Origin of the sequence: Lacrimispora sp., from assembly GCF_047605665.1 — a bacterium.
Taxonomy (GTDB): domain Bacteria; phylum Bacillota; class Clostridia; order Lachnospirales; family Lachnospiraceae; genus Lacrimispora.
Window position 1 is genome coordinate 139,399 of sequence record NZ_JASGFH010000001.1, and the last position, 17,685, is coordinate 157,083.

A 17,685-nucleotide genomic window follows, 5' to 3' on the forward strand; every position below is an offset into this window, starting at 1 on the left:
CTTTTCCTATTCTTGATTACGGATAAGCTGTGCCATAAATATAGTCACAGCCAGAAGATCCGCACATCCTCCGGCACTGATATTTCTCCTGATGAATGTTCCATCCATCTGCTTTAATACTTCTATGCTGCTGTCGCAGTAAACTCCCGTTGTGTTTAAAAATTCTCCTGCCATGGCTCTGACCTCAGAAAGAACCTGGGGATTATGTCTTGCAAGGATGTTGGAATCGTCCACCTGGCTCATGAGCAAAAACAGAGCCTCCAGCTTGATTAAATTCCAGTCCTTTCCCTCGTTAAGCCGCTTCATCAGAATGGGAAGAGAGATATTCCGCACTGATTCATAACCGCTTATGGCCTCTCCCCTGGCACCAAGGGTTCCGTATTTCTCCAGATTTTTCTCTCCATGACTGGTAAATTCCCGCATGGTTTCCACTTCTTTGATCAGAGTTTCCCTCACCATGGACTGTTCCATCTCAATCAGGGCATCAAGAGTCAGCCCCCTGCCGTTCCGGATACAGGCTCCTGCGGCTGCGCCGAGAATTCCCATGTGAAAAATCATGCCTTTGTGGGTATTGACCCCTTCAGTAGCCTCAAACATGGCCTTTTCAGCCGAAATTCCGATCCTCCGGATCTGCTTGAAAAGCTGTTCTGGAGTACCGGAAAAAGTCAATCCTTCCAATGCCATAGACGCAAAATACGGCTCTAAAGCCAACCCACTCTTTTCAAAGGTGGAAACATCCATATCTGTATGGGCTCCTGTGGAATACAAATCCACCAGGCCCGGCTTGGGGGAGGCATACACCTCCTCCAGCAAAGCCCTATAAGCCATATTGCCGATCCGGACAGCCGTTTCTTCCATCGTCTTCTCCGGATAGGGCTGTAAATGGCTCATCATATTTTATTCCTCTGCAAACTGAAATTTTTTAATTTTACGGACCACGTCCACGATAGTTCCGTCACGGCCTTCAATGATGCCGACGACCTTATCTTCAAACTGCACCGGCTCCGGCTCTCCAACGATGGAGTATGCAATATCTCTCAGCTCTTCCATGGTCTTAAAGGGCAGATTCATATTCTTTGCGTATTCCATCAAATCCTGTCTCCTGGGGTTGATCGCAACGCCGTAATCGGTAACGACCACGTCAATGGACTCTCCCGGAGTGGTAACCGTTGTTACATCGGTGCAAACAGCCGGAATTCTTCCCTGGATAAGAGGTGTGATAACGATGGTACACTTAGCTCCTGCCGCAGTGTCCGGATGTCCTCCCTGAGCGCCTGTAACCACGCCGTCAGACCCTACCACCACGTTGCAGTTAAAGTTCACATCCACTTCCAGCGCTGCCAGGATTACGAAATCCAGCTTGTTGACAACCGCTCCCTTGTTAAAAGGATTGGCATATTCGCTCGCGCTGATGGGGTAATGTTTCGGATTGCTCACAGATTTCACTGCATCTAAGTCAAAGTCCTGGGTATCCAAAAGTGCGTCTACCTGGCCATTTGCCAGCAAGTCAGCCATAGGCTTTGTCAGACCGCCTACGCCAAATCCCATACGGATGTTTCTCTCTTCCATGATCTTGGAAAGAGAAATGGTAGAAGCGATGGAAGCACCGCCCACACCTGTCTGATAAGAGAAACCATCCTTAAAGTAAGGAGTGTTCACTACAAACTCGGTACAGTAATCTGCCATCATGAGCTTGCGTAAGTCTGTGGTAGGCTTGGCCGCTCCTGTTGCGATCTTTGCCGGGTTTCCGATTTCATCAACTACCACCACATAATCCACCTTAGTCATGGAAATCTGGGCAGGATAGTTGGGGAACGGTACGAGGCAATCGGTAATTGCAACTACTTTATCAGCGTATTCGGAATCCACTACTGCGTAGGAAAGTACGCCGCAGTCTGACTTTCCGCCTGTACCGCGGCAGTTGCCGTAGTCGTCACACGTAGGAGCGCCGATAAATGCGATGTCAATTTTCACTTCTCCGGACTCAATAGCACGAACCCTGCCGCCGTGGGAACGCATGATGGCAAGCTTCTCTAATTTGCCTTCTGAAATGGCTTTTCCGATCTTTCCTCTCACGCCTGAGGACTGAATTTCGGTAATGGTTCCGTCTTCAATGTAATCCCAAAGCTTGTCATGGGCTTTTCCAAGGGAACTGGCGCAAACGGTAATGTCCTTGATTCCCAGGTTATGAACCTCTTCCATAACCATGTTTACCACATAGTCGCCCTCACGGAAATGGTGATGAAAGCTGAGAACCATGCCGTCTTTGATTCCGCACTTGATCAGACTTTCACGAATGCTGTCTACGATTTTGCTTCCATTGGAATTAGCTACAGCCTTTGTTGTGGGGCTGCCTTTTTTATATTCATGTCCATCGAAATGATGAACTCCCATAAAGGGCTGTTTTCCTGTTTCCCTTAAGATCTCTTCCGGAATATCTCTCCCTACTGCATTAATCATATCACAAATCTCCTTTATATACGCCGGAGGCCTTAGCCAGGTCAATGGTTCTCTTAGCCCCGTCATAGAATGCAATGTCGATCATCTTCCCATCTACGGTAAATACACCGATTCCCTGTGCCTTTTTCTCATCGATTTCTCTTACCACCTTCTCCGCAAAGGTAATATCCTTCTGGGTTGGTGTAAAGATTTCGTGAACAACAGGAATCTGTCTTGGATTTACAATGGACTTTCCGTCAAAGCCCATTAAGTGAATGGTCTCCACTTCCTTGCGGAAGCCTTCCATGTTGTCAAGATCTGTAAAGACCGTGTCAAAACACTGAACGCCTGCAGCCCTGGCTGCGATGATCATGTTTTGTCTGGCCCCCATCAGCTCAACTCCGGTACCGGTGATATAAGTCTGAAGGTCCTTGGTATAATCTCCGCCGGAAAGGGCGATTCCAAACAGACGCTCGGAAGATTCACAGATTTCCAGAACGTTCATCACGCCTCTTGCGGATTCAATAGCTGCCATCAGCAGAGTTTTTCCTTCAGGAACATTAAAATCAGCTTCTGCTGCCTTTACTTCCTGCTCCACTGCAACAATATCGGCAGCGTTTTCTGTCTTAGGAAGACGGATGGCATCGCAGCCGCCTGCCACTGCACAGCGGATGTCCTCTTTCCAGTAAGAGGTATCCAGTCCGTTGATACGGACTACACGCTCGCAGCCTCTGTAATCGATCTCCTGGAGAGCGTGGTACAGAGAAAATCTGGCAGCGTCTTTCTGGTTTTCAGCAACCGCATCCTCTAAGTCCAGCATGATGGAATCGGGCTTGTAGATGTATGGATCTTTGATAAGACCCGGTTTCTGAGCATTTAAAAACATCATCGTTCTTCTGAGCCGTTTCTTATTCGAATTCATCGCTTTCCACCTCCCCAAAGAACATTTTCAAACTGGTCTGTGGAACGGGATAAAGCACCTTCCACACGGGCCTTAATAGTACAGTCCAAAGCACCCTTGTCCACAACGGAAATGTTGACATTGTCCACTCCAAACTTATCAAGGGTTTCCATAACCACTTTGCGGATACTGTTTCCAAACTGGTTGATTACTGCGCTTTCCAGCGTAAAATTGATTTTGCCTTCTCCAGGTTCAACAGTGACCTGGCAGTCGCTGGACTCTAACGTTCCAGCCATGGCTGGTTTTTTAATCTCCATTTTGCCTCACGCCTCCCTCTTATTATATACTTCCATTCTACTCTAAGAATCTTAAACAAACGAGAACAGAACCTTAAAATTCATTAAGGAAGAGACATGCTCAATCTGCCTCTTCCTTTAACCACAACCGTATCATATTCTCCACATGCTTATAAAGCTCTTCAATGCCGTGGTTCCGGCTCCGGCCGCATATCTTTGCATCCTGTCCGCAGATTAAGCATCTTCGGGAAGAAGTGCCAAGAGCTCCTCTGCCGATTCCTCCTCCGTCTGCATCATATACATCGATATCGAACAGCCTTCCCAAAGGATGAGATTCTTCAATCTGAATCATCAGGCTTTTTATAAAAAAGGCATCAGGACACTTTACGGAATAAAACCTCAAGTATCCTGCATTTTCCTTTAGTTGTGCCTCCTCCGATACCTCCAGCTCTTTTTGTGCAAACAGCCGGGCAAGAGTCTTCTCTCCTTCTTCAAAAGCCAGAAGGATACGAGGGGAGGTCTTTTTAGGGCCCGGAATGTTCATTCCCAGCGCCACTACAGTCTCCCCTGGATGCCTGTCTCTCAGCTCTTCCTGAATCCTCACCTTTTCTTCTCGGAAGCAGAGCATTTCTTCCAATGTTACGTATTCTTCCATCTGATGCCTCCCTGGAATCAAAGGTGCAGCCAGTTATACCGGATAAGCCTTATTTTCCTTGTCTGCTGCCGCAGAGTCCACGCCTGTCTGCTGTGCGGCCCTGTACTCAAAGAAATCTTTGGCAATGACCGGGAACAGAGCATAGGACAATACGTCCTCATCCTGCTGCTTCCACTGTGCGCATTCCTTTTCAAACTGAGGAAGCTGAGGCGGAATCAAATCAGCGGGACGGCAGGTAATAGGGGTTTCGTCTTTAATGATTTTTTTCTGTATTTCCGGATTAAAGGGCTTTACGGTCTGACCGAACTCGCCCATTAAAATCTTTTTGGATTCCTTTGGAACCATCTTGTAGCGTTCTCCGCTGATCACGTTTAAAACGGCCTGAGTGCCCACGATCTGAGAAGAAGGGGTAACGAGAGGCAGTTCTCCGAAATCCTTTCTCACTCTGGGGATCTCCTCCAGAACTTCCAGATATTTGTCTTCCTGGCCTGCTTCCTTTAACTGGTTTACAAGGTTTGACAGCATGCCTCCGGGAACCTGGTATAAAAGGGTCTTGATATTGACGCCCAGAACTTTGGGATTTAAACGTCCGCTGGCCAGAGCCTCATCCCGGATTGGCTGGAAGTAATCACTCACTTCAGACAGAAGTTCCTGATCAAGTCCGGTGTCGTATGGAGTTCCCTTTAAGGTTTCCACCATAACCTCAGTAGCCGGCTGGCTGGTGCCAAGGGCCAGAGGAGAAATGGCGGTATCGATGATATCGCATCCGGCTTCCACTGCCTTTAAGTAGGTCATGGAACCGACGCCGGAAGTGTAATGGGTATGAACCTCAATGGGAAGCTTTACAGTTTCCTTTAACATGAGGACCATTTCCTCTGCCTTATAAGGGGTCAGAAGTCCTGCCATGTCCTTGATGCAGATGGAATCAGCACCCATGGCTTCCGCCCTGACTGCAAGGTCTTTCCAGTACTCTAAGGTATAGGCATCGCCTAAAGTGTAGCCCAAAGCTACCTGTGCATGGCCTTTTTCCTTTTTACAGGCGTCAACGGCTGTCTTGATGTTGCGGAAATCGTTTAAGCAGTCAAAGATACGGATGATATCAATGCCGTTTGCCAGGGATTTCTGCACAAAGTACTCCACTACATCGTCTGAATAGTGGTTATAGCCCAGAAGATTCTGTCCGCGGAGCAGCATCTGAAGCTTTGTATTCTTAAATCCATCTTTTAACTTTCTCAGTCTTTCCCATGGATCTTCCTTTAAAAACCGCAAGCAGGAATCAAAGGTTGCACCGCCCCAGCACTCCACTGAATGATAGCCTACCCTGTCCATCTTTTCGATGATGGGAAGCATTTGCTGGGTTGTCATTCTCGTCGCAAGCAAAGACTGGTGACCGTCACGAAGGGCTGTCTCCACAATCTTAACCGGCTTTTTCTCTATTTCTGCCATTGTCTTACCTCCTGATTATTGTCATTGCACTGTAATCCGCTTTTACGCGGACTACGCCTGCTGCCTTAGTTCAATGTTGCCAATGTTGCGCCGCTGTCTACGGAATCGCCGTTTGATACATTGATGCTGGCAACTGTTCCGTCGGAAGGAGATACGATTTCATTTTCCATCTTCATGGCTTCCAGAACCAGGAGAACGTCTCCCTTTTTCACTGCCTGTCCCACGCTGGCTTTGACTCCGAGAATCTTGCCCGGCATCGGTGCTGATACGGTTACAGAACCCTGTGAGCCTGACGGTGCTGCAGGAGCCGGTGCGGGAGCTGGTGCGGCCGCCGGGGCCGGTGCTGCTGCTAAAGGAGCCGGTGCTGCGGGAGCTGAAACTGCTGCCGGTGCAGAAGTTCCTGCAAATGCGCCCTCTTCTACTGTTATGTCATAAACTTTTCCATTTACCGTAATTCTATAATTTTTCATGATATTAATCCTCCTGATTGATTAAGATTTTCTCCAGTTTCCTGCCGGAGCCCGTTTGATAGAACGGACAACCAGGCCGCTGGGCCGCTCCTCTGCAGATGCCATAATAATCGCAGTAATCACTGCCATAAGTTCCAGATCATCCAAAAGTTCCTCTTCTTCACGGGGTGCAGGAGCCGAAACTGCAGGTGCTGCCGGTGCAGGCGCAGTTTCCCTGACAGCCGGTTCGTCTGATCCGCTTCCCTGGGCACGGATGATGATGAGAGCAATCACGCCGGCACCCACAAGCACAGCCAGCCCTGTCGGGAACTCAGCCGCCGTCTTACCGCATCCGGACAGTGAAAAGAGGCAGAGCATCGTAATAAGCCCCAGTACAATTCGTTTTAGATTCCGTTTCATATACCTGTCACCTCTTTTTTAAATCGTGCCACGTTTTTTTGCCGGACGATCCTCTCTCTTTGTGAATAGCATCTCAAATGCAGCAATGACACGGGGTCTTGTCTCACTTGCGTCTATAATATCATCTACATATCCTCTTCTGGCCGCTGAAACAGCGCTGGACTGGAGGGTCTTGTAATCCTCTGCCTTATCATTGATCAGGGCTTTGGAGTCTTCTGACTTTGCGATCTCATCGGAATACATGATTTTGGCAGCTTCCGTCGGTTCCATGGTGCCGATGCAGGCTTTCGGCCATGCATAAACCACATCTGCGCCGATGGACTTGCTGTTCATGGTTAAATATGCTGTTCCCAATGCCTGTCCGATTACCACGGTCACTTTGGGAACCGTTGCGTCGGCAAATGCATAAGTGAGCTTTGCAGCCGCCTTTGCAATCCGCTTCTCTGAACACTTTGTGGCCTGGTATCCCTTTACATTTACCAGGGTGAGAACAGGAATGTCAAATGCATCGCAGAAATGAACGAATTCTGCGGCCTTTTCACATGCCTTGGGGCTTAAAAGCGCCTCGTATTCTCCGGTTTTTAAACCGCCTGCGTCATAGCTTTCGGTTCTGTTGGCAACACATCCTACCGTCACTCCGTTTAAACGGATAAATCCGGTTACCATGGATGGGATGTATTCTTTTTTCGCTTCTAAGAAAAACTGGTTGTCGGAAATTCTCGTCAGTGCAATGGCAGTGTCTCCGATGTAGTTTTCTAAGTCTGAACACGTACGGTTTAAGTCGTCATTGCACTCGCCGTATGACATATCGTCTTCCCGGTTGGCCGGAAGAATGGAAATGAGGGTTCTGATACCGCTTAAGATATCCCCTTCTTCTCCTGTGAAATCCACCACTCCTGTTTCGCTGCTCTGGAAAGCTGCGGAAGCGGTATTGCATGTTTCAACACTATTTTCACGGATGGCATTGGGAGAATTGACAAACAGTTTTCCTCTCCCTGTTTCCATAAAGGTGAAGTCAGCCATTGCTGCGGATACGGCCATACCGCCGCCGCAGGTTCCGAATATTGCTGCAATCTGAGGAATTACACCAGAGGCCAGAGTCTGACTCATATAAACCTCTCCAAAGCCATTTAAGGCATCGGTTGCCTCCTGAAGCCTTAAGCCCGCACAATCAATCAAACCGATGACAGGAGCTCCCATCTTCATTGCCATGGAATAAAGCTTTGTGATTTTCTTCGCATGCATCTCACCTATGGAACCGCCCAGAACCGATGCGTCCTGGCTGTATACATAGACAAGGCAGCCTCCGATGGTTCCGTAGCCGGTGATGACACCGTCAGCAGGAGTTTCTTTTTCCGCCATATTAAAGTCCGTATTCCTTGCGGTAACATAGCCGCCAACTTCAACAAAGCTGTTCTCATCAAGCAAAGTATGGATTCTGTCCCTTGCCGGCGTTTGTATTGAATGACTCATTTTGCAATCCTCCCTTTTATATTTATTCAGGAATATTTTACAGGGGGAATCTTAACCCCCTTAAAAAGGAACCTTAAAATTTATTAAGGAATCGTCTGTTTCCGTCGGATTCTGGGGAAACAGCGCCATTTTCCATCTTTTTAATTGTATAATTAATTTGACCAGATTTCAAGACTTTAAACCCAAAAACAGCAGGAAACCGTGTCTTTTTCTAAATACACAGCTCCTGCCATTTTAATATAACAAAATTATTCTCTTATTTCTGTGATTCTTAAGCCAAAACCTGTCTTTTCCTGAAAAGTGATGCCGGATGTTCCCTCTCCCAGGACCACGCCTTCCCCGTCGGCCTTTAACGTGGCCGTATCCACATTGGCTACGGAAACCATGAGATCGTCTCCGAATACCATATCGGGATTCTGTTTCAGCAGGTCTTCTTTTTTCTCCAGGATGACGGTTTCTTCATCCCCGGTTATGAATACGCATGGGTAAAAGAGTAAGTCTCCCAGGGCCTCTAAGTCCCGGTCCGACACAGCCTCCTGAACCGTTTCGGCAAATGCCTCTATCTTTTTCTCCGGCCCGTCTTCCTTCCGCTCAGTCTCTGCGTCTTCCCCTGGCCCGGCTTCTTCCATGCCGGTTTCTTCGGCGGCCATAGCTTCACTTTTACTTTCTTTATTTTCCTCTGTCACTGCTTTTTCCATCATAACGGCCCCAGTCTCTGCCCCCGCCCCATCCGAAGAAGGAGCACCGCAGCCGGCCAAAAAGAGTGCCGCAGCCGCAATGGCAAAATAAATATAAATAATTTTTTTCCTGAACATCTTCTGGTTCCTCCCTGTGTCCATTTACTGGTCCGGCCACAGTATAGCATTTGAAAAGATACCAAGTCAATAGGGTTTCAAAAACCGTAAACCTTAGTCACTTTTCTGTAAGAATCCGGCGTTTTTCCTGTCACTTATATTCTTTCCCTTCCAGGGGGCCCTCTCTTTGCTCTGCGGGCAAATTCACCTTGCCCCCCAGGGGGCCCTCTCTTTGCCCTACGGGCAAATTCACCTTGTGGAGGGTAAATCCTCTGCCGCGGACTTCATTGACCTGGTTGATGATCATAAAGGCACTGGGGTCGATGCTCATGACCAAATCATTGAGCCTGGAAAGCTGTCTTCCTGAAACCACTGTGAGAACCGTATAGGAAGGTTTTCTCAAATGCCCGCCCTCTCCGGCCAAAAGAGTGGTTCCCCGGTCCATTTCCACCTGAATGGCCCGGTTGATGGCTTCGTACTGCCCGCTCATGATCTTCACCTGCATCTGGTTCTGGCCGATTAAGAGCACCTTGTCTAAAACCATGGTGTATAACAGCACCAGAAGAATTCCGTAAAGAATCTGCTCCTTATTGGAGAACATCATCTGCAAAAGGAGAATCATGCAGTCAAATACAGACATGGTCACGGAGACGGGAAGGTTCCACTTCTTATTTAATATAAGAGGGGGAATGTCCATCCCTCCGGTGGAGGCGCCCACCCGGATCACCATTCCGATTCCGGCTCCCAGCAAAAGACCGGAAAACACAGTGCCCAGCATGGGGTCTCCCGTTATGGCTGTCCCGCCCAGAAGGTTTTCAAATACCCCTAATATGAAGGGATAATAAAAAGTGCTGATCATGGTGGTAAAAGCAAAGCCCTTTCCCAGAACCAGGGCCCCTGAAATAAACATCAAGATATTAAAAACACCCACAAAGGCAGCCACCGGAATGCCGAACTGATGGCGGGCTGCCATGGCAAGTCCTGTGGTGCCTCCTGTGATCAGCCCTCCCGGCAGGATAAAAAGGGATACGGCCAGGGCATAAACCGTGTTTCCTGCAAGCACTGCTGCTATTTTTTTCATATTCATGCTTTTGTATCTTCCTTTCATGCAATTGGCAAACAATGTTACTATACCATGTACTGCGGCTTTGCACAATTCTATTTTCTTTCGTATTTTACCGTCAGGCGGCGGGCAGAATCTCTTCCGGCCCGGCCATGGTCAGATAGCGGCTTAAAATGCGTTTCACACACCAGGGCAGAGTCAAACGCTTCACTTCCCCGGCCGTATAGATCGGATACGTTTTTACCGCTTCCCCGTTGAGCCTGTATACTATGGTGCCCACCGCCTGACCCTCATATACAGGGGCTGTCAGCTCTTTTTGAATCCGGGTCTGCACCGTCACTTTTTCCTCATCAGCCAGAAGGAGCTTTAAACTTTTCTCCTCTTCTCCCAGAGTGCAGGCAACTGACACCGGGTCCTCCAGACGGCCGGAGGAGGCGATGCCGCCCTTCACTTCGATGTCCGGCAGAGAAGGCTCTTTGTACACTTCCCTGTAGTGAAAACGGTCCATTCCGTACTGTAAAAGCTTCCTGGCATCTGACCACTTATACGTTTTATGAGGCGGCCAGCCGCATCCTAAAAGGGCGATGGTATACGTCCTGCCTTCATCTGAAATCGAGCCCACATACGTATATCCGGCTCCTCCTGTAAAACCTGTCTTTCCGGAAAATGCTCCGCTCATCATGGATAAAAGCGCATTGTGGTTGGTGCATGAAAAGGAGCGCTTTCCTTCCTGATTTTGAAAGAAATAACTTTGAGTTCCGGTGATCTCCAAAAATTCCTTTTTCCTGGGAGACTGGCCGATGCAGTAATTCATGATGCGGGCCAAATCCGCCGCTGTGGTGGAATGGGCCTTTACCTGGCCCTCCTTTTCTTCGCTGGCATCCAGGCCGTTGGGGGTGATAAAATATGTATTTTTACATCCCAGGTCCCTGGCCTTCTGGTTCATCAGTTCGGCAAAGCCTTCCCTGCTTCCGCCGATGTGCTCTGCGATCATCATGGCAGAATCGTTGTGGGATTCCAGCATCAGGCTGTAGAGCAGATCCTTTAAAAGAAATGTCTCTCCTTTGCGGACTCCCAAGTGAACCTTGGGCTGGGATGCCGCATTCTGGCTGGCTGTCACCTTGTCTTCCAGATTTCCGTACTCCAGGGCGATAATACAGGTCATGATCTTGGTGGTGCTGGCCATGGGGCGGATCTGGTCTTCGTTTTTCCCGTATAAAATACGGCCCGTAACCCCATCCATCAAAACGGCTGACTGGGCGTAGAGCTTTAATTCATCATTTGTTTCAACCGTCTGGTTTTTAAGTTCCTGACCAAATGCCCTGTTTCCAGGTAAAGGAGAGAGGAAAAGAATGGCCGCTGCCAGCAGCATTCCTATGGCATACCTCATAAAAAGCCTCCTGCGTGACTTTATTTTATCCTATGAGCCTGTTTTTTCAATTATTCCCTGTAACAATTCAGTACGGCGAGAATAATGAGGGTAAAATAAGTGCAAACAAAAAGAGACCTGCTCTCAGCAGTTACCATTTGCTTTTCGAACATATTTTCGGTATAATAGAAAGAAAAGGAAAGGAGAGACGGATATGGTTTCAAAACCCCTGATCTTTCACATCGATGTCAATTCTGCCTATTTGAGCTGGGAGTCCGTAGAACGGCTGGAGGAAGACCCGTCTGCCCTGGACCTGCGCACCATTCCGTCGGCAGTGGGCGGTGACGCTGCCTCCAGACACGGCATTGTCCTGGCAAAATCCACTCCTGCAAAAAAATACGGAATCACCACCGGAGAGCCTTTGGTTCAGGCCCTGCGCAAATGCCCTTCCCTGACCACGGTTTCCGCCCGCTTTGACATATATCAGAAGCACTCCTCCCGGCTGATGAAGCTTTTGTCCGATTACAGCCCTGATATTGAAAAGTTCAGCATTGACGAGGCATTTCTCGACATGTCCTCCACCATCCACCTCTTCGGCCCTCCCTTGGAGGTTGCGGAGCAGATAAGGGAACGGGTGGAAAGGGAGCTGAAATTTACGGTAAACATCGGCATTGCCCCCAATAAGCTGCTGGCTAAGATGGCCTCTGACTTTAAAAAGCCCAACCTCTGCCACACCTTATTTCCCCATGACATTGAAAAAAAGATGTGGCCCCTGCCCATCCGGGAGCTTTTTTTCGTAGGGCGTTCGGCCCAGAAAAAGCTGGAAGGGATCGGAATCCACACCATCGGAGAGCTGGCTGCATTTCCTGTCAGCCATTTAAAACCCATTTTAGGGGAAAAGTATGCTTCCCTGATTCACGGCTATGCCTGCGGAATCGACAATTCCCCCGTAGGAGAACGGGAGCCTCTGAATAAGGGCTATGGAAACAGCATCACCCTTTCACGGGATATAGATGACTTTGATACGGCCTGCCAGGTCCTGCTGTCCTTAAGCGAAACCGTGGGAGCCAGACTGCGCATGGATCACGTGGTCTGCGACTGCGTCTGCGTGGAAATAAAGGACTGGGATTTTAACACCCAGTCCCATCAGATGACTTTAAACGGTCCCACAGATTCCACTGCGGTCATATATGAAAATTCCTGTAAGCTGTTAAAAGAGTTCTGGGACCGCACCCCTTTGCGTCTTATGGGCATACGGACCACCAAGATTTCCGAGGAGGGCTGCGTACAATTGAGCCTTTTTGAATCCGACCATTCCCGCAGAATGAAGGAGATGGAAAAGGCCGTGGACCATATCCGCAGCAAGTTCGGCACTGACAGCGTAAAAAGGGCCAGTTTCTTAAAAAAGGATACCATTGTGGACCACGCCTCCGGGAAAGCAAAGCATTTGCAGGAATGATCACATAAAATGGCCGTCAATGGCCTTAAATCCTTCCCCGTAAACCTCATTGGAATCGGTTATGATCAAAAATGCCCCTGGGTCCGCCTCATGGATTGCCCGGCGTATGGGAACCACCTGGCTGTTGTTGCAGGCACACATGACAACGTGCTTTTCATCGAGAGAGTAAGAGCCCTGGCCCTTTAAAAAGGTGCTGCCCCTTCCCGTAGTCTCCTCGATGCCCCTGGCCACTTCCTCTTCCTTTGAGGTGACCACAAACACCAGCTTTCCGGCTCCCAGGCCGTACATGATCTTGTCGATGGCCATGGTCGTCACAATGGAGGAGAGAAGGCCCAGGATGACCGCATCTAAGTTCTTAAATACCAGCCCTCCTGCCAGGATTACGATGGAATCCACCACAAGGGATATCTGCCCTATGGTCAGATGGGGAAACAGCTTCCTGATTGCCATGACCAGGAAATCCGTACCGCCTGTGGAGCAGTTTCGTAAGTACACCATGGTAAGGCCCAGGCCTGAGAAAATTCCGGTGCATGCGGAAGCATACAGGGGATTTCCGTTATAAACCGGCAGGAGGGGAACCACATAGTCCAGAACAAGGGCAAAGATCACCATGCTTTTGACGGAACGGAGGAGAAAGCGCCTTCCAAGGAGCCGGTAGCTGACTAAAATAATGGGGATATTTAAAATCATGCTGGTAATTCCCATGGGAAGGCCGAAGAGATAGCGCAGAATCAGGGCCACTCCGGAGATTCCAACAGGTGCAAACTCCGCATGGAGCGCAAAATTATAGATTCCCACATTGAAGAAAACCGCTCCTGCCAGGTCCCATAAGAGGTCCGCAGCAAGCTCCTTAGGAGAATATTCAAATTTAGAGGAAGTAATCCTCGATTTCAAATTCTTTTTTTCCGATTCCGAACCGTTTAATAAAGACATTGATTTCTCCTTCCTCCTCAGAGCAGATTCCCCAGACGCTCAACTGGGTCTTTCCATAGGATTGCGTGAAATGGACTTCTTTATCCATAATTCCCCGATCTGCAAGGGATTCTGCCAAATCCAGAAGCACTTCTTCCACATCCTCTGAAATCCGGTTTTTCTCAAACTCCTCTTCTATTGCCTCATACATATTCTGATCAAACATGGTCTTGACCTCTCTTCTCTTTTATAAAATGTAAAATGCCCTCACCGGACGCCCATTAAGCGCAGGCCTTTGGGATAATGGTTTTTTAAGATTCCCCCTGCCAGCTTGGCAAAGCCCGTAGAATATCCGTCCACCGTTACCAGGACCCAGCCCTTTTCTCCCAGACAGGAGCTTTGGACCGCTTCCCTGGGAAGGGTTTCACCGGTTAAATACTTAACAATTTCTTCCCCGCCGGAAGCCAGCTCAATCCACTGGAGTGCTTCCTCCTTTTTTAAGAAAAGGGCGAGGGCATGGGAAGGCTCAAAGCGGTTCTTCTTCGCAGTTCCCATATGAAGTCCGGGGCGGAGGATTTTAAGCCCTTTGGGATCGATCATTTCCGGGGGCATTAAATAAAGCTGGTCTCCGAAGAGAACGTATTCCTTCCTGGAAAGGAAAATTTCCGGTTCTGTCAGAAGGCCCGTTAAAAAGTCCCCCAGGGGGTCCTCTCTTTTCCCTGCGGTCAAATTCACCTTACCCCCGATATAATTCGGCATGGGCCTCTTTTTTTCAGAAAGCTCCCCGTCCTGCTTTTTCAGCACGGCAAGGTAATGGCCCTCCCCTTCTGTCTTATGAGGCCAGATGCGAAAGGTCTTTTCAAGCTCTGCCATGCCAGTGCGACTCCATTCCGGCCTGCCGGGATAAAGCCCTGGCCTGGGGCCGTCATACTCAATGGAAAAATCCTCATGGGAAAGGAGAAAGCTTTCTATGACCTGTTCGTTTTCCTCCGGGGAAAAGGTACAGGTGGAATAGACCAGCCTTCCTCCCGGCTTTAGCATGACAGCCGCATTTTTAAGGATTTCCTCCTGGCGCAGCCTGCACACCTCCACATGGCCCGGTGTCCACTCCAGACGGGCGGCTTCATCCTTTCGGAACATCCCCTCCCCGGAACAGGGGGCATCCACTGCTATCCGGTCAAAAAACTCAGGAAAGCGGAGGGAAAGGCTTTTGGAGTCCTCATTGGACACCACAGCATTTCCGATTCCAAAGCGTTCCACGTTCTGGGAAAGGATTTTGGCTCTGGCCGGGTGTATTTCATTGCTCAAAAGAAATCCCTTCCCCATCATGCGCCCTGCAATATGAGTGGTCTTTCCACCAGGTGCCGCACATAAATCCAGCACCTTTTCCCCCGGCTGAGGGTCCAAAAGCTCCACAACAGCCATGGCGCTGGGCTCCTGAATGTAATAAAGGCCTGCCTCATGGTAGGGATGCCTTCCCGGCCTGTCCTCTGCTCCGTAATAATAGCCTTCTTTCGTCCAGGGGATTTTCTTTAACCCAAAGGGCGCCCGGAAAGCGAATTCTTCACCGCCCTCCAGGGGCTCCTTGGAAAACTTCAGGGGATTGATGCGAAGCCCCTGAACCCGTTCCTTTTCATAGCTTTCGATGAAGGAATCGTATTCCTCTCCCAAAAGCGCTTTCATTTTTTCCTGAAATCCATGTGGTAATTGAATCATTGTCATTCCTCAAATGTTTTATTTCGATCTGCTAAAATGGAAAAGCACCCGGAAGAAAAGCATTCTTTCGGGCACTTGTTCACTCTGATATCCTACAGCTCTACCTTGTATTCGTCGGAGCCTTCTCCGTTTACCGTGTAGTAAGCGGTATGTTCCTCAGGCTTTATGTACAGTTCAAGGGTCTTCACAGCAGTATCCTTATTCTTTGACAAATAGTCCTTTTGGGCAGCTTCCAGAATCTCTTTTCCTGAAATCTGTCTTCCGGCGTATTCAATAAAGAACTCCGCTTTTGGTGCTGCTTTTTTTGCCGCTGGCTTTTTGGGTGCAGCCGCCTTCTTTTCCGTCTCCTTTTTAGGAGCGGTTTCCTTCTTTGCCGCCTGGGTCTCCGGAGCTTTCCGGGTCCTGGACGGTGCCGCTTTCTTCTTCTCTGCAGTGCTCACAGCTTCCTTGACTTCTTCCGTTTTTACCGTCTTCTTCTCCGCACTCTTATTGCTTTCCATAATTCTCCTCCTCAAACAAATAAAACTGTTTTCATTAACAGGTACAAATCTGGTCTGCCAGTGATGTCTAAAATTAGCTGAGTGCATTATAGAACGAAAAATCAGTTTTGTCAATAAAAACCATGGTTTTAAGGCAGGTACAGGCCTTTTATGGCCTGATTACCGTACCTGCTGCTGCCAGCTTTTCCGCAATTTCATACATATTGGTAACAGAACCCACCCGGAGTTTTTCTCCCAGCTCGTAGTAATTCAAGCAGGTTCCGCAGGTTAAAATTTCCACTCCAAGGGCTTCTAAGCTCTTTAAATCCTCCAGAGACTGGGAGCCTTCCACTGACAGTCTGGCCCCTCCGTTATAGAGCAGGATGGTCTCAGGAAGCTCATCTAACTGGGTCAGGGCGTAGACAAAGCCCTTCATGAGAAGGCGTCCCAGCTCTTCATTTCCGCTTCCCATCTGGTCAGAGGCCAAAACTGCCACAAGACCTTTTCTCCGGCTCTCCGGAGCGCAGGCTTCTTCCTCCTGGGTCTTGGTCAGATCAGGTGCCTCTCCGTTTACATGAAACAGGACTTCAAACTCCTTGTCCGCCTTTTTCTCAGAGGAAGGAGAGAGTCCTGAATAATTTCCCAGCTTCATCACATTCTGCACTGCGATCTCATTATCTACAAGTATTTTCAAGGTTCCTTCTGTCATGTCCTTTAATGCTGCCTTGGCTTTTATGACCGGCTGGGGACACGCCAGACCTCTGGCATCCACAATTTTTTCCATTTTGCGTTTCTCCTTTTCCTAACTTTCCTTTTCAAGCTGTTCTTTTTCAAGCTGCTCCATCACAATAATGATGGTCCGCAGAAGACGTTTGTCATGTTCCGACAAGGTCGCTGCCTTTTGTATCATCTCCATGATCTCATAATCATTGGAACAGGAGGCCCCAGCTTCGGAATCCTTTTCCAGAAGAGCAAAGAAATCCGACATTTTCAGGCCAAAAGCTTCACAGATGCGAAACAGCTTGGGAAGGCTTATGTTGGCTCTCCTGCCAAACAGGCTGGACAATGTGGACTGAGGGATTCCGCTCTCTTTCGACAATTTATACATAGACCAGCTTCTGCTTTGGTTGATTTCTTCAATTTTCCTAAGTACCGCCTCGTTATCCATATGGACCTACCTCACTTCTCATAGATAGAATTATAGTAGTATATAGAATGCATAATTTATAGATTTCAATATTTAGCATACATACTTATATTTTTCGTTCTATGATCAGCAGGCCCAAAAGGCGGCTTCTATTTATCAAAACCGGGACCTGCCTCTATAAAGGGCCTGTCCCGGCTTTTTTGCATCCGGCTGGTTTCGCCTGGGTATTTACTCTTCTTCCTCTTCGCCTACGAGTTCGTCGTATTCTGCTTCATCCAGTAACTCATCAAAGGCTTCTGCAACGATCTCATACTCATCGTCATCTTCGATATTTTCAAGATTCGGCTGTCCGTCTTCGCTCTCGGAATAGCGGTACAGATAGACCTCTCCTTCATCTGCTTCAGGGCCATTGGTAGGAAGCAGGGCAATGTAGTCTCTCTCTCCTGCGGTAAAAATGGTAAGTACCACGCACTCCAGCTCTTTGCCGTCATCTAAGGTCAGAGTAACCGTCATTTCCTCCTGGGGTTCCATATCGTCGCGTTCTAAATTAGGTTCCTGTGCCATCCTGATACCTCTCTCTTTTTCTTTAAAATTTGTTATCTCAGTGCCTGATTTGCACCTGCTTTCACTCTATCAGACAATCCGTCAAAAATCAAGGGATTTCGCC

Annotated in this window: 20 protein-coding genes; 1 reads left to right on the forward strand and 19 read right to left on the reverse strand. The window is 48.6% G+C overall.

Annotation, left to right across the window (positions count from 1 at the left end; genetic code table 11):
- Positions 1-6: 6 nt before the first annotated feature.
- From citG to QM657_RS00725, 12 genes are all read right to left on the reverse strand, one after another.
- Entirely contained in the window at positions 7-894 is an 888-nt protein-coding gene (gene citG, locus QM657_RS00670) for a triphosphoribosyl-dephospho-CoA synthase CitG (protein ID WP_415064594.1), read from the reverse strand.
- 3 nt (positions 895-897) lie between these two features.
- Positions 898-2,460: a citrate lyase subunit alpha gene (gene citF, locus QM657_RS00675; RefSeq protein ID WP_415064595.1), complete on the reverse strand. Its 1,563-nt coding sequence runs from the start codon at positions 2,458-2,460 to the stop codon at positions 898-900.
- Position 2,461: 1 nt separating this feature from the next.
- On the reverse strand, positions 2,462-3,361 hold the full coding sequence (locus tag QM657_RS00680) for an aldolase/citrate lyase family protein (RefSeq protein ID WP_415064596.1): 900 nt from the start codon (positions 3,359-3,361) through the stop codon (positions 2,462-2,464).
- Entirely contained in the window at positions 3,358-3,657 is a 300-nt protein-coding gene (citD, locus tag QM657_RS00685) for a citrate lyase acyl carrier protein (RefSeq protein WP_415064597.1), read from the reverse strand. Before citD ends, QM657_RS00680 begins: the two co-directional genes overlap by 4 nt.
- Before the next feature lie 100 nt (positions 3,658-3,757).
- Positions 3,758-4,291, reverse strand: coding sequence for a citrate lyase holo-[acyl-carrier protein] synthase (gene citX, locus QM657_RS00690; protein WP_415064598.1), 534 nt, complete (start codon positions 4,289-4,291; stop codon positions 3,758-3,760).
- Positions 4,292-4,324: 33 nt separating this feature from the next.
- Positions 4,325-5,737, reverse strand: a complete 1,413-nt coding sequence (locus QM657_RS00695) for an oxaloacetate decarboxylase subunit alpha (protein WP_415064599.1) — start codon at positions 5,735-5,737, stop codon at positions 4,325-4,327.
- Positions 5,738-5,802: 65 nt separating this feature from the next.
- Positions 5,803-6,207, reverse strand: coding sequence for a biotin/lipoyl-containing protein (locus QM657_RS00700; RefSeq protein WP_415064600.1), 405 nt, complete (start codon positions 6,205-6,207; stop codon positions 5,803-5,805).
- A gap of 21 nt (positions 6,208-6,228) precedes the next feature.
- Entirely contained in the window at positions 6,229-6,606 is a 378-nt protein-coding gene (locus tag QM657_RS00705; RefSeq protein ID WP_415064601.1) for a hypothetical protein, read from the reverse strand.
- A gap of 18 nt (positions 6,607-6,624) precedes the next feature.
- Positions 6,625-8,079: an acyl-CoA carboxylase subunit beta gene (locus QM657_RS00710; protein ID WP_415064602.1), complete on the reverse strand. Its 1,455-nt coding sequence runs from the start codon at positions 8,077-8,079 to the stop codon at positions 6,625-6,627.
- 248 nt (positions 8,080-8,327) lie between these two features.
- Complete coding sequence (locus QM657_RS00715; protein WP_415064603.1) at positions 8,328-8,894, reverse strand: hypothetical protein; 567 nt, start codon at positions 8,892-8,894, stop codon at positions 8,328-8,330.
- A gap of 130 nt (positions 8,895-9,024) precedes the next feature.
- Positions 9,025-9,960: a YitT family protein gene (locus QM657_RS00720; RefSeq protein WP_415064604.1), complete on the reverse strand. Its 936-nt coding sequence runs from the start codon at positions 9,958-9,960 to the stop codon at positions 9,025-9,027.
- Between the two features lie 94 nt (positions 9,961-10,054).
- Complete coding sequence (locus QM657_RS00725; RefSeq protein ID WP_415064605.1) at positions 10,055-11,326, reverse strand: serine hydrolase; 1,272 nt, start codon at positions 11,324-11,326, stop codon at positions 10,055-10,057.
- Positions 11,327-11,519: 193 nt separating this feature from the next.
- Here QM657_RS00725 and QM657_RS00730 point away from each other — a divergent pair, with 193 nt between their 5' ends.
- On the forward strand, positions 11,520-12,764 hold the full coding sequence (locus QM657_RS00730; protein WP_415064606.1) for a DNA polymerase Y family protein: 1,245 nt from the start codon (positions 11,520-11,522) through the stop codon (positions 12,762-12,764).
- Here the strand turns inward: QM657_RS00730 and QM657_RS00735 are convergent, their stop codons facing one another.
- The 7 genes from QM657_RS00735 to QM657_RS00765 form a co-directional block, all read right to left on the reverse strand.
- A complete protein-coding gene (locus QM657_RS00735) occupies positions 12,765-13,697 on the reverse strand; it encodes a YitT family protein (RefSeq protein WP_415064607.1) in 933 nt (310 codons plus the stop codon).
- Positions 13,633-13,902, reverse strand: coding sequence for a U-box domain-containing protein 56 (locus QM657_RS00740; protein ID WP_415064608.1), 270 nt, complete (start codon positions 13,900-13,902; stop codon positions 13,633-13,635). Before QM657_RS00740 ends, QM657_RS00735 begins: the two co-directional genes overlap by 65 nt.
- A gap of 41 nt (positions 13,903-13,943) precedes the next feature.
- Positions 13,944-15,392 carry an RsmF rRNA methyltransferase first C-terminal domain-containing protein gene (locus QM657_RS00745; RefSeq protein ID WP_415064609.1) on the reverse strand — a complete coding sequence of 483 codons (1,449 nt, stop codon included), beginning with the start codon at positions 15,390-15,392 and terminating at the stop codon, positions 13,944-13,946.
- 92 nt (positions 15,393-15,484) lie between these two features.
- Complete coding sequence (locus tag QM657_RS00750) at positions 15,485-15,892, reverse strand: DUF6465 family protein (protein ID WP_415064610.1); 408 nt, start codon at positions 15,890-15,892, stop codon at positions 15,485-15,487.
- A gap of 148 nt (positions 15,893-16,040) precedes the next feature.
- Positions 16,041-16,655, reverse strand: a complete 615-nt coding sequence (gene yedF, locus QM657_RS00755; RefSeq protein WP_415064611.1) for a sulfurtransferase-like selenium metabolism protein YedF — start codon at positions 16,653-16,655, stop codon at positions 16,041-16,043.
- A gap of 18 nt (positions 16,656-16,673) precedes the next feature.
- A complete protein-coding gene (locus QM657_RS00760) occupies positions 16,674-17,039 on the reverse strand; it encodes a helix-turn-helix domain-containing protein (protein WP_415064612.1) in 366 nt (121 codons plus the stop codon).
- Between the two features lie 207 nt (positions 17,040-17,246).
- The gene (locus QM657_RS00765) at positions 17,247-17,582 is read right to left on the reverse strand and encodes a DUF1292 domain-containing protein (RefSeq protein WP_415064613.1); all 336 of its coding nucleotides are present in this window, start codon (positions 17,580-17,582) and stop codon (positions 17,247-17,249) included.
- Positions 17,583-17,685 lie beyond the last annotated feature (103 nt).

Coding starts and splice junctions, on each gene's coding strand:
- citG (WP_415064594.1), bottom strand. CDS start 894: ATGATGAGCCATTTACAGCCCTATCCGGAGAAGACGATGGAAGAAACG.
- citF (WP_415064595.1), bottom strand. CDS start 2,460: ATGATTAATGCAGTAGGGAGAGATATTCCGGAAGAGATCTTAAGGGAA.
- QM657_RS00680 (WP_415064596.1), bottom strand. CDS start 3,361: ATGAATTCGAATAAGAAACGGCTCAGAAGAACGATGATGTTTTTAAAT.
- citD (WP_415064597.1), bottom strand. CDS start 3,657: ATGGAGATTAAAAAACCAGCCATGGCTGGAACGTTAGAGTCCAGCGAC.
- citX (WP_415064598.1), bottom strand. CDS start 4,291: ATGGAAGAATACGTAACATTGGAAGAAATGCTCTGCTTCCGAGAAGAA.
- QM657_RS00695 (WP_415064599.1), bottom strand. CDS start 5,737: ATGGCAGAAATAGAGAAAAAGCCGGTTAAGATTGTGGAGACAGCCCTT.
- QM657_RS00700 (WP_415064600.1), bottom strand. CDS start 6,207: ATGAAAAATTATAGAATTACGGTAAATGGAAAAGTTTATGACATAACA.
- QM657_RS00705 (WP_415064601.1), bottom strand. CDS start 6,606: ATGAAACGGAATCTAAAACGAATTGTACTGGGGCTTATTACGATGCTC.
- QM657_RS00710 (WP_415064602.1), bottom strand. CDS start 8,079: ATGAGTCATTCAATACAAACGCCGGCAAGGGACAGAATCCATACTTTG.
- QM657_RS00715 (WP_415064603.1), bottom strand. CDS start 8,894: ATGTTCAGGAAAAAAATTATTTATATTTATTTTGCCATTGCGGCTGCG.
- QM657_RS00720 (WP_415064604.1), bottom strand. CDS start 9,960: ATGAATATGAAAAAAATAGCAGCAGTGCTTGCAGGAAACACGGTTTAT.
- QM657_RS00725 (WP_415064605.1), bottom strand. CDS start 11,326: ATGAGGTATGCCATAGGAATGCTGCTGGCAGCGGCCATTCTTTTCCTC.
- QM657_RS00730 (WP_415064606.1), top strand. CDS start 11,520: ATGGTTTCAAAACCCCTGATCTTTCACATCGATGTCAATTCTGCCTAT.
- QM657_RS00735 (WP_415064607.1), bottom strand. CDS start 13,697: ATGTCTTTATTAAACGGTTCGGAATCGGAAAAAAAGAATTTGAAATCG.
- QM657_RS00740 (WP_415064608.1), bottom strand. CDS start 13,902: ATGTTTGATCAGAATATGTATGAGGCAATAGAAGAGGAGTTTGAGAAA.
- QM657_RS00745 (WP_415064609.1), bottom strand. CDS start 15,392: ATGATTCAATTACCACATGGATTTCAGGAAAAAATGAAAGCGCTTTTG.
- QM657_RS00750 (WP_415064610.1), bottom strand. CDS start 15,892: ATGGAAAGCAATAAGAGTGCGGAGAAGAAGACGGTAAAAACGGAAGAA.
- yedF (WP_415064611.1), bottom strand. CDS start 16,655: ATGGAAAAAATTGTGGATGCCAGAGGTCTGGCGTGTCCCCAGCCGGTC.
- QM657_RS00760 (WP_415064612.1), bottom strand. CDS start 17,039: ATGGATAACGAGGCGGTACTTAGGAAAATTGAAGAAATCAACCAAAGC.
- QM657_RS00765 (WP_415064613.1), bottom strand. CDS start 17,582: ATGGCACAGGAACCTAATTTAGAACGCGACGATATGGAACCCCAGGAG.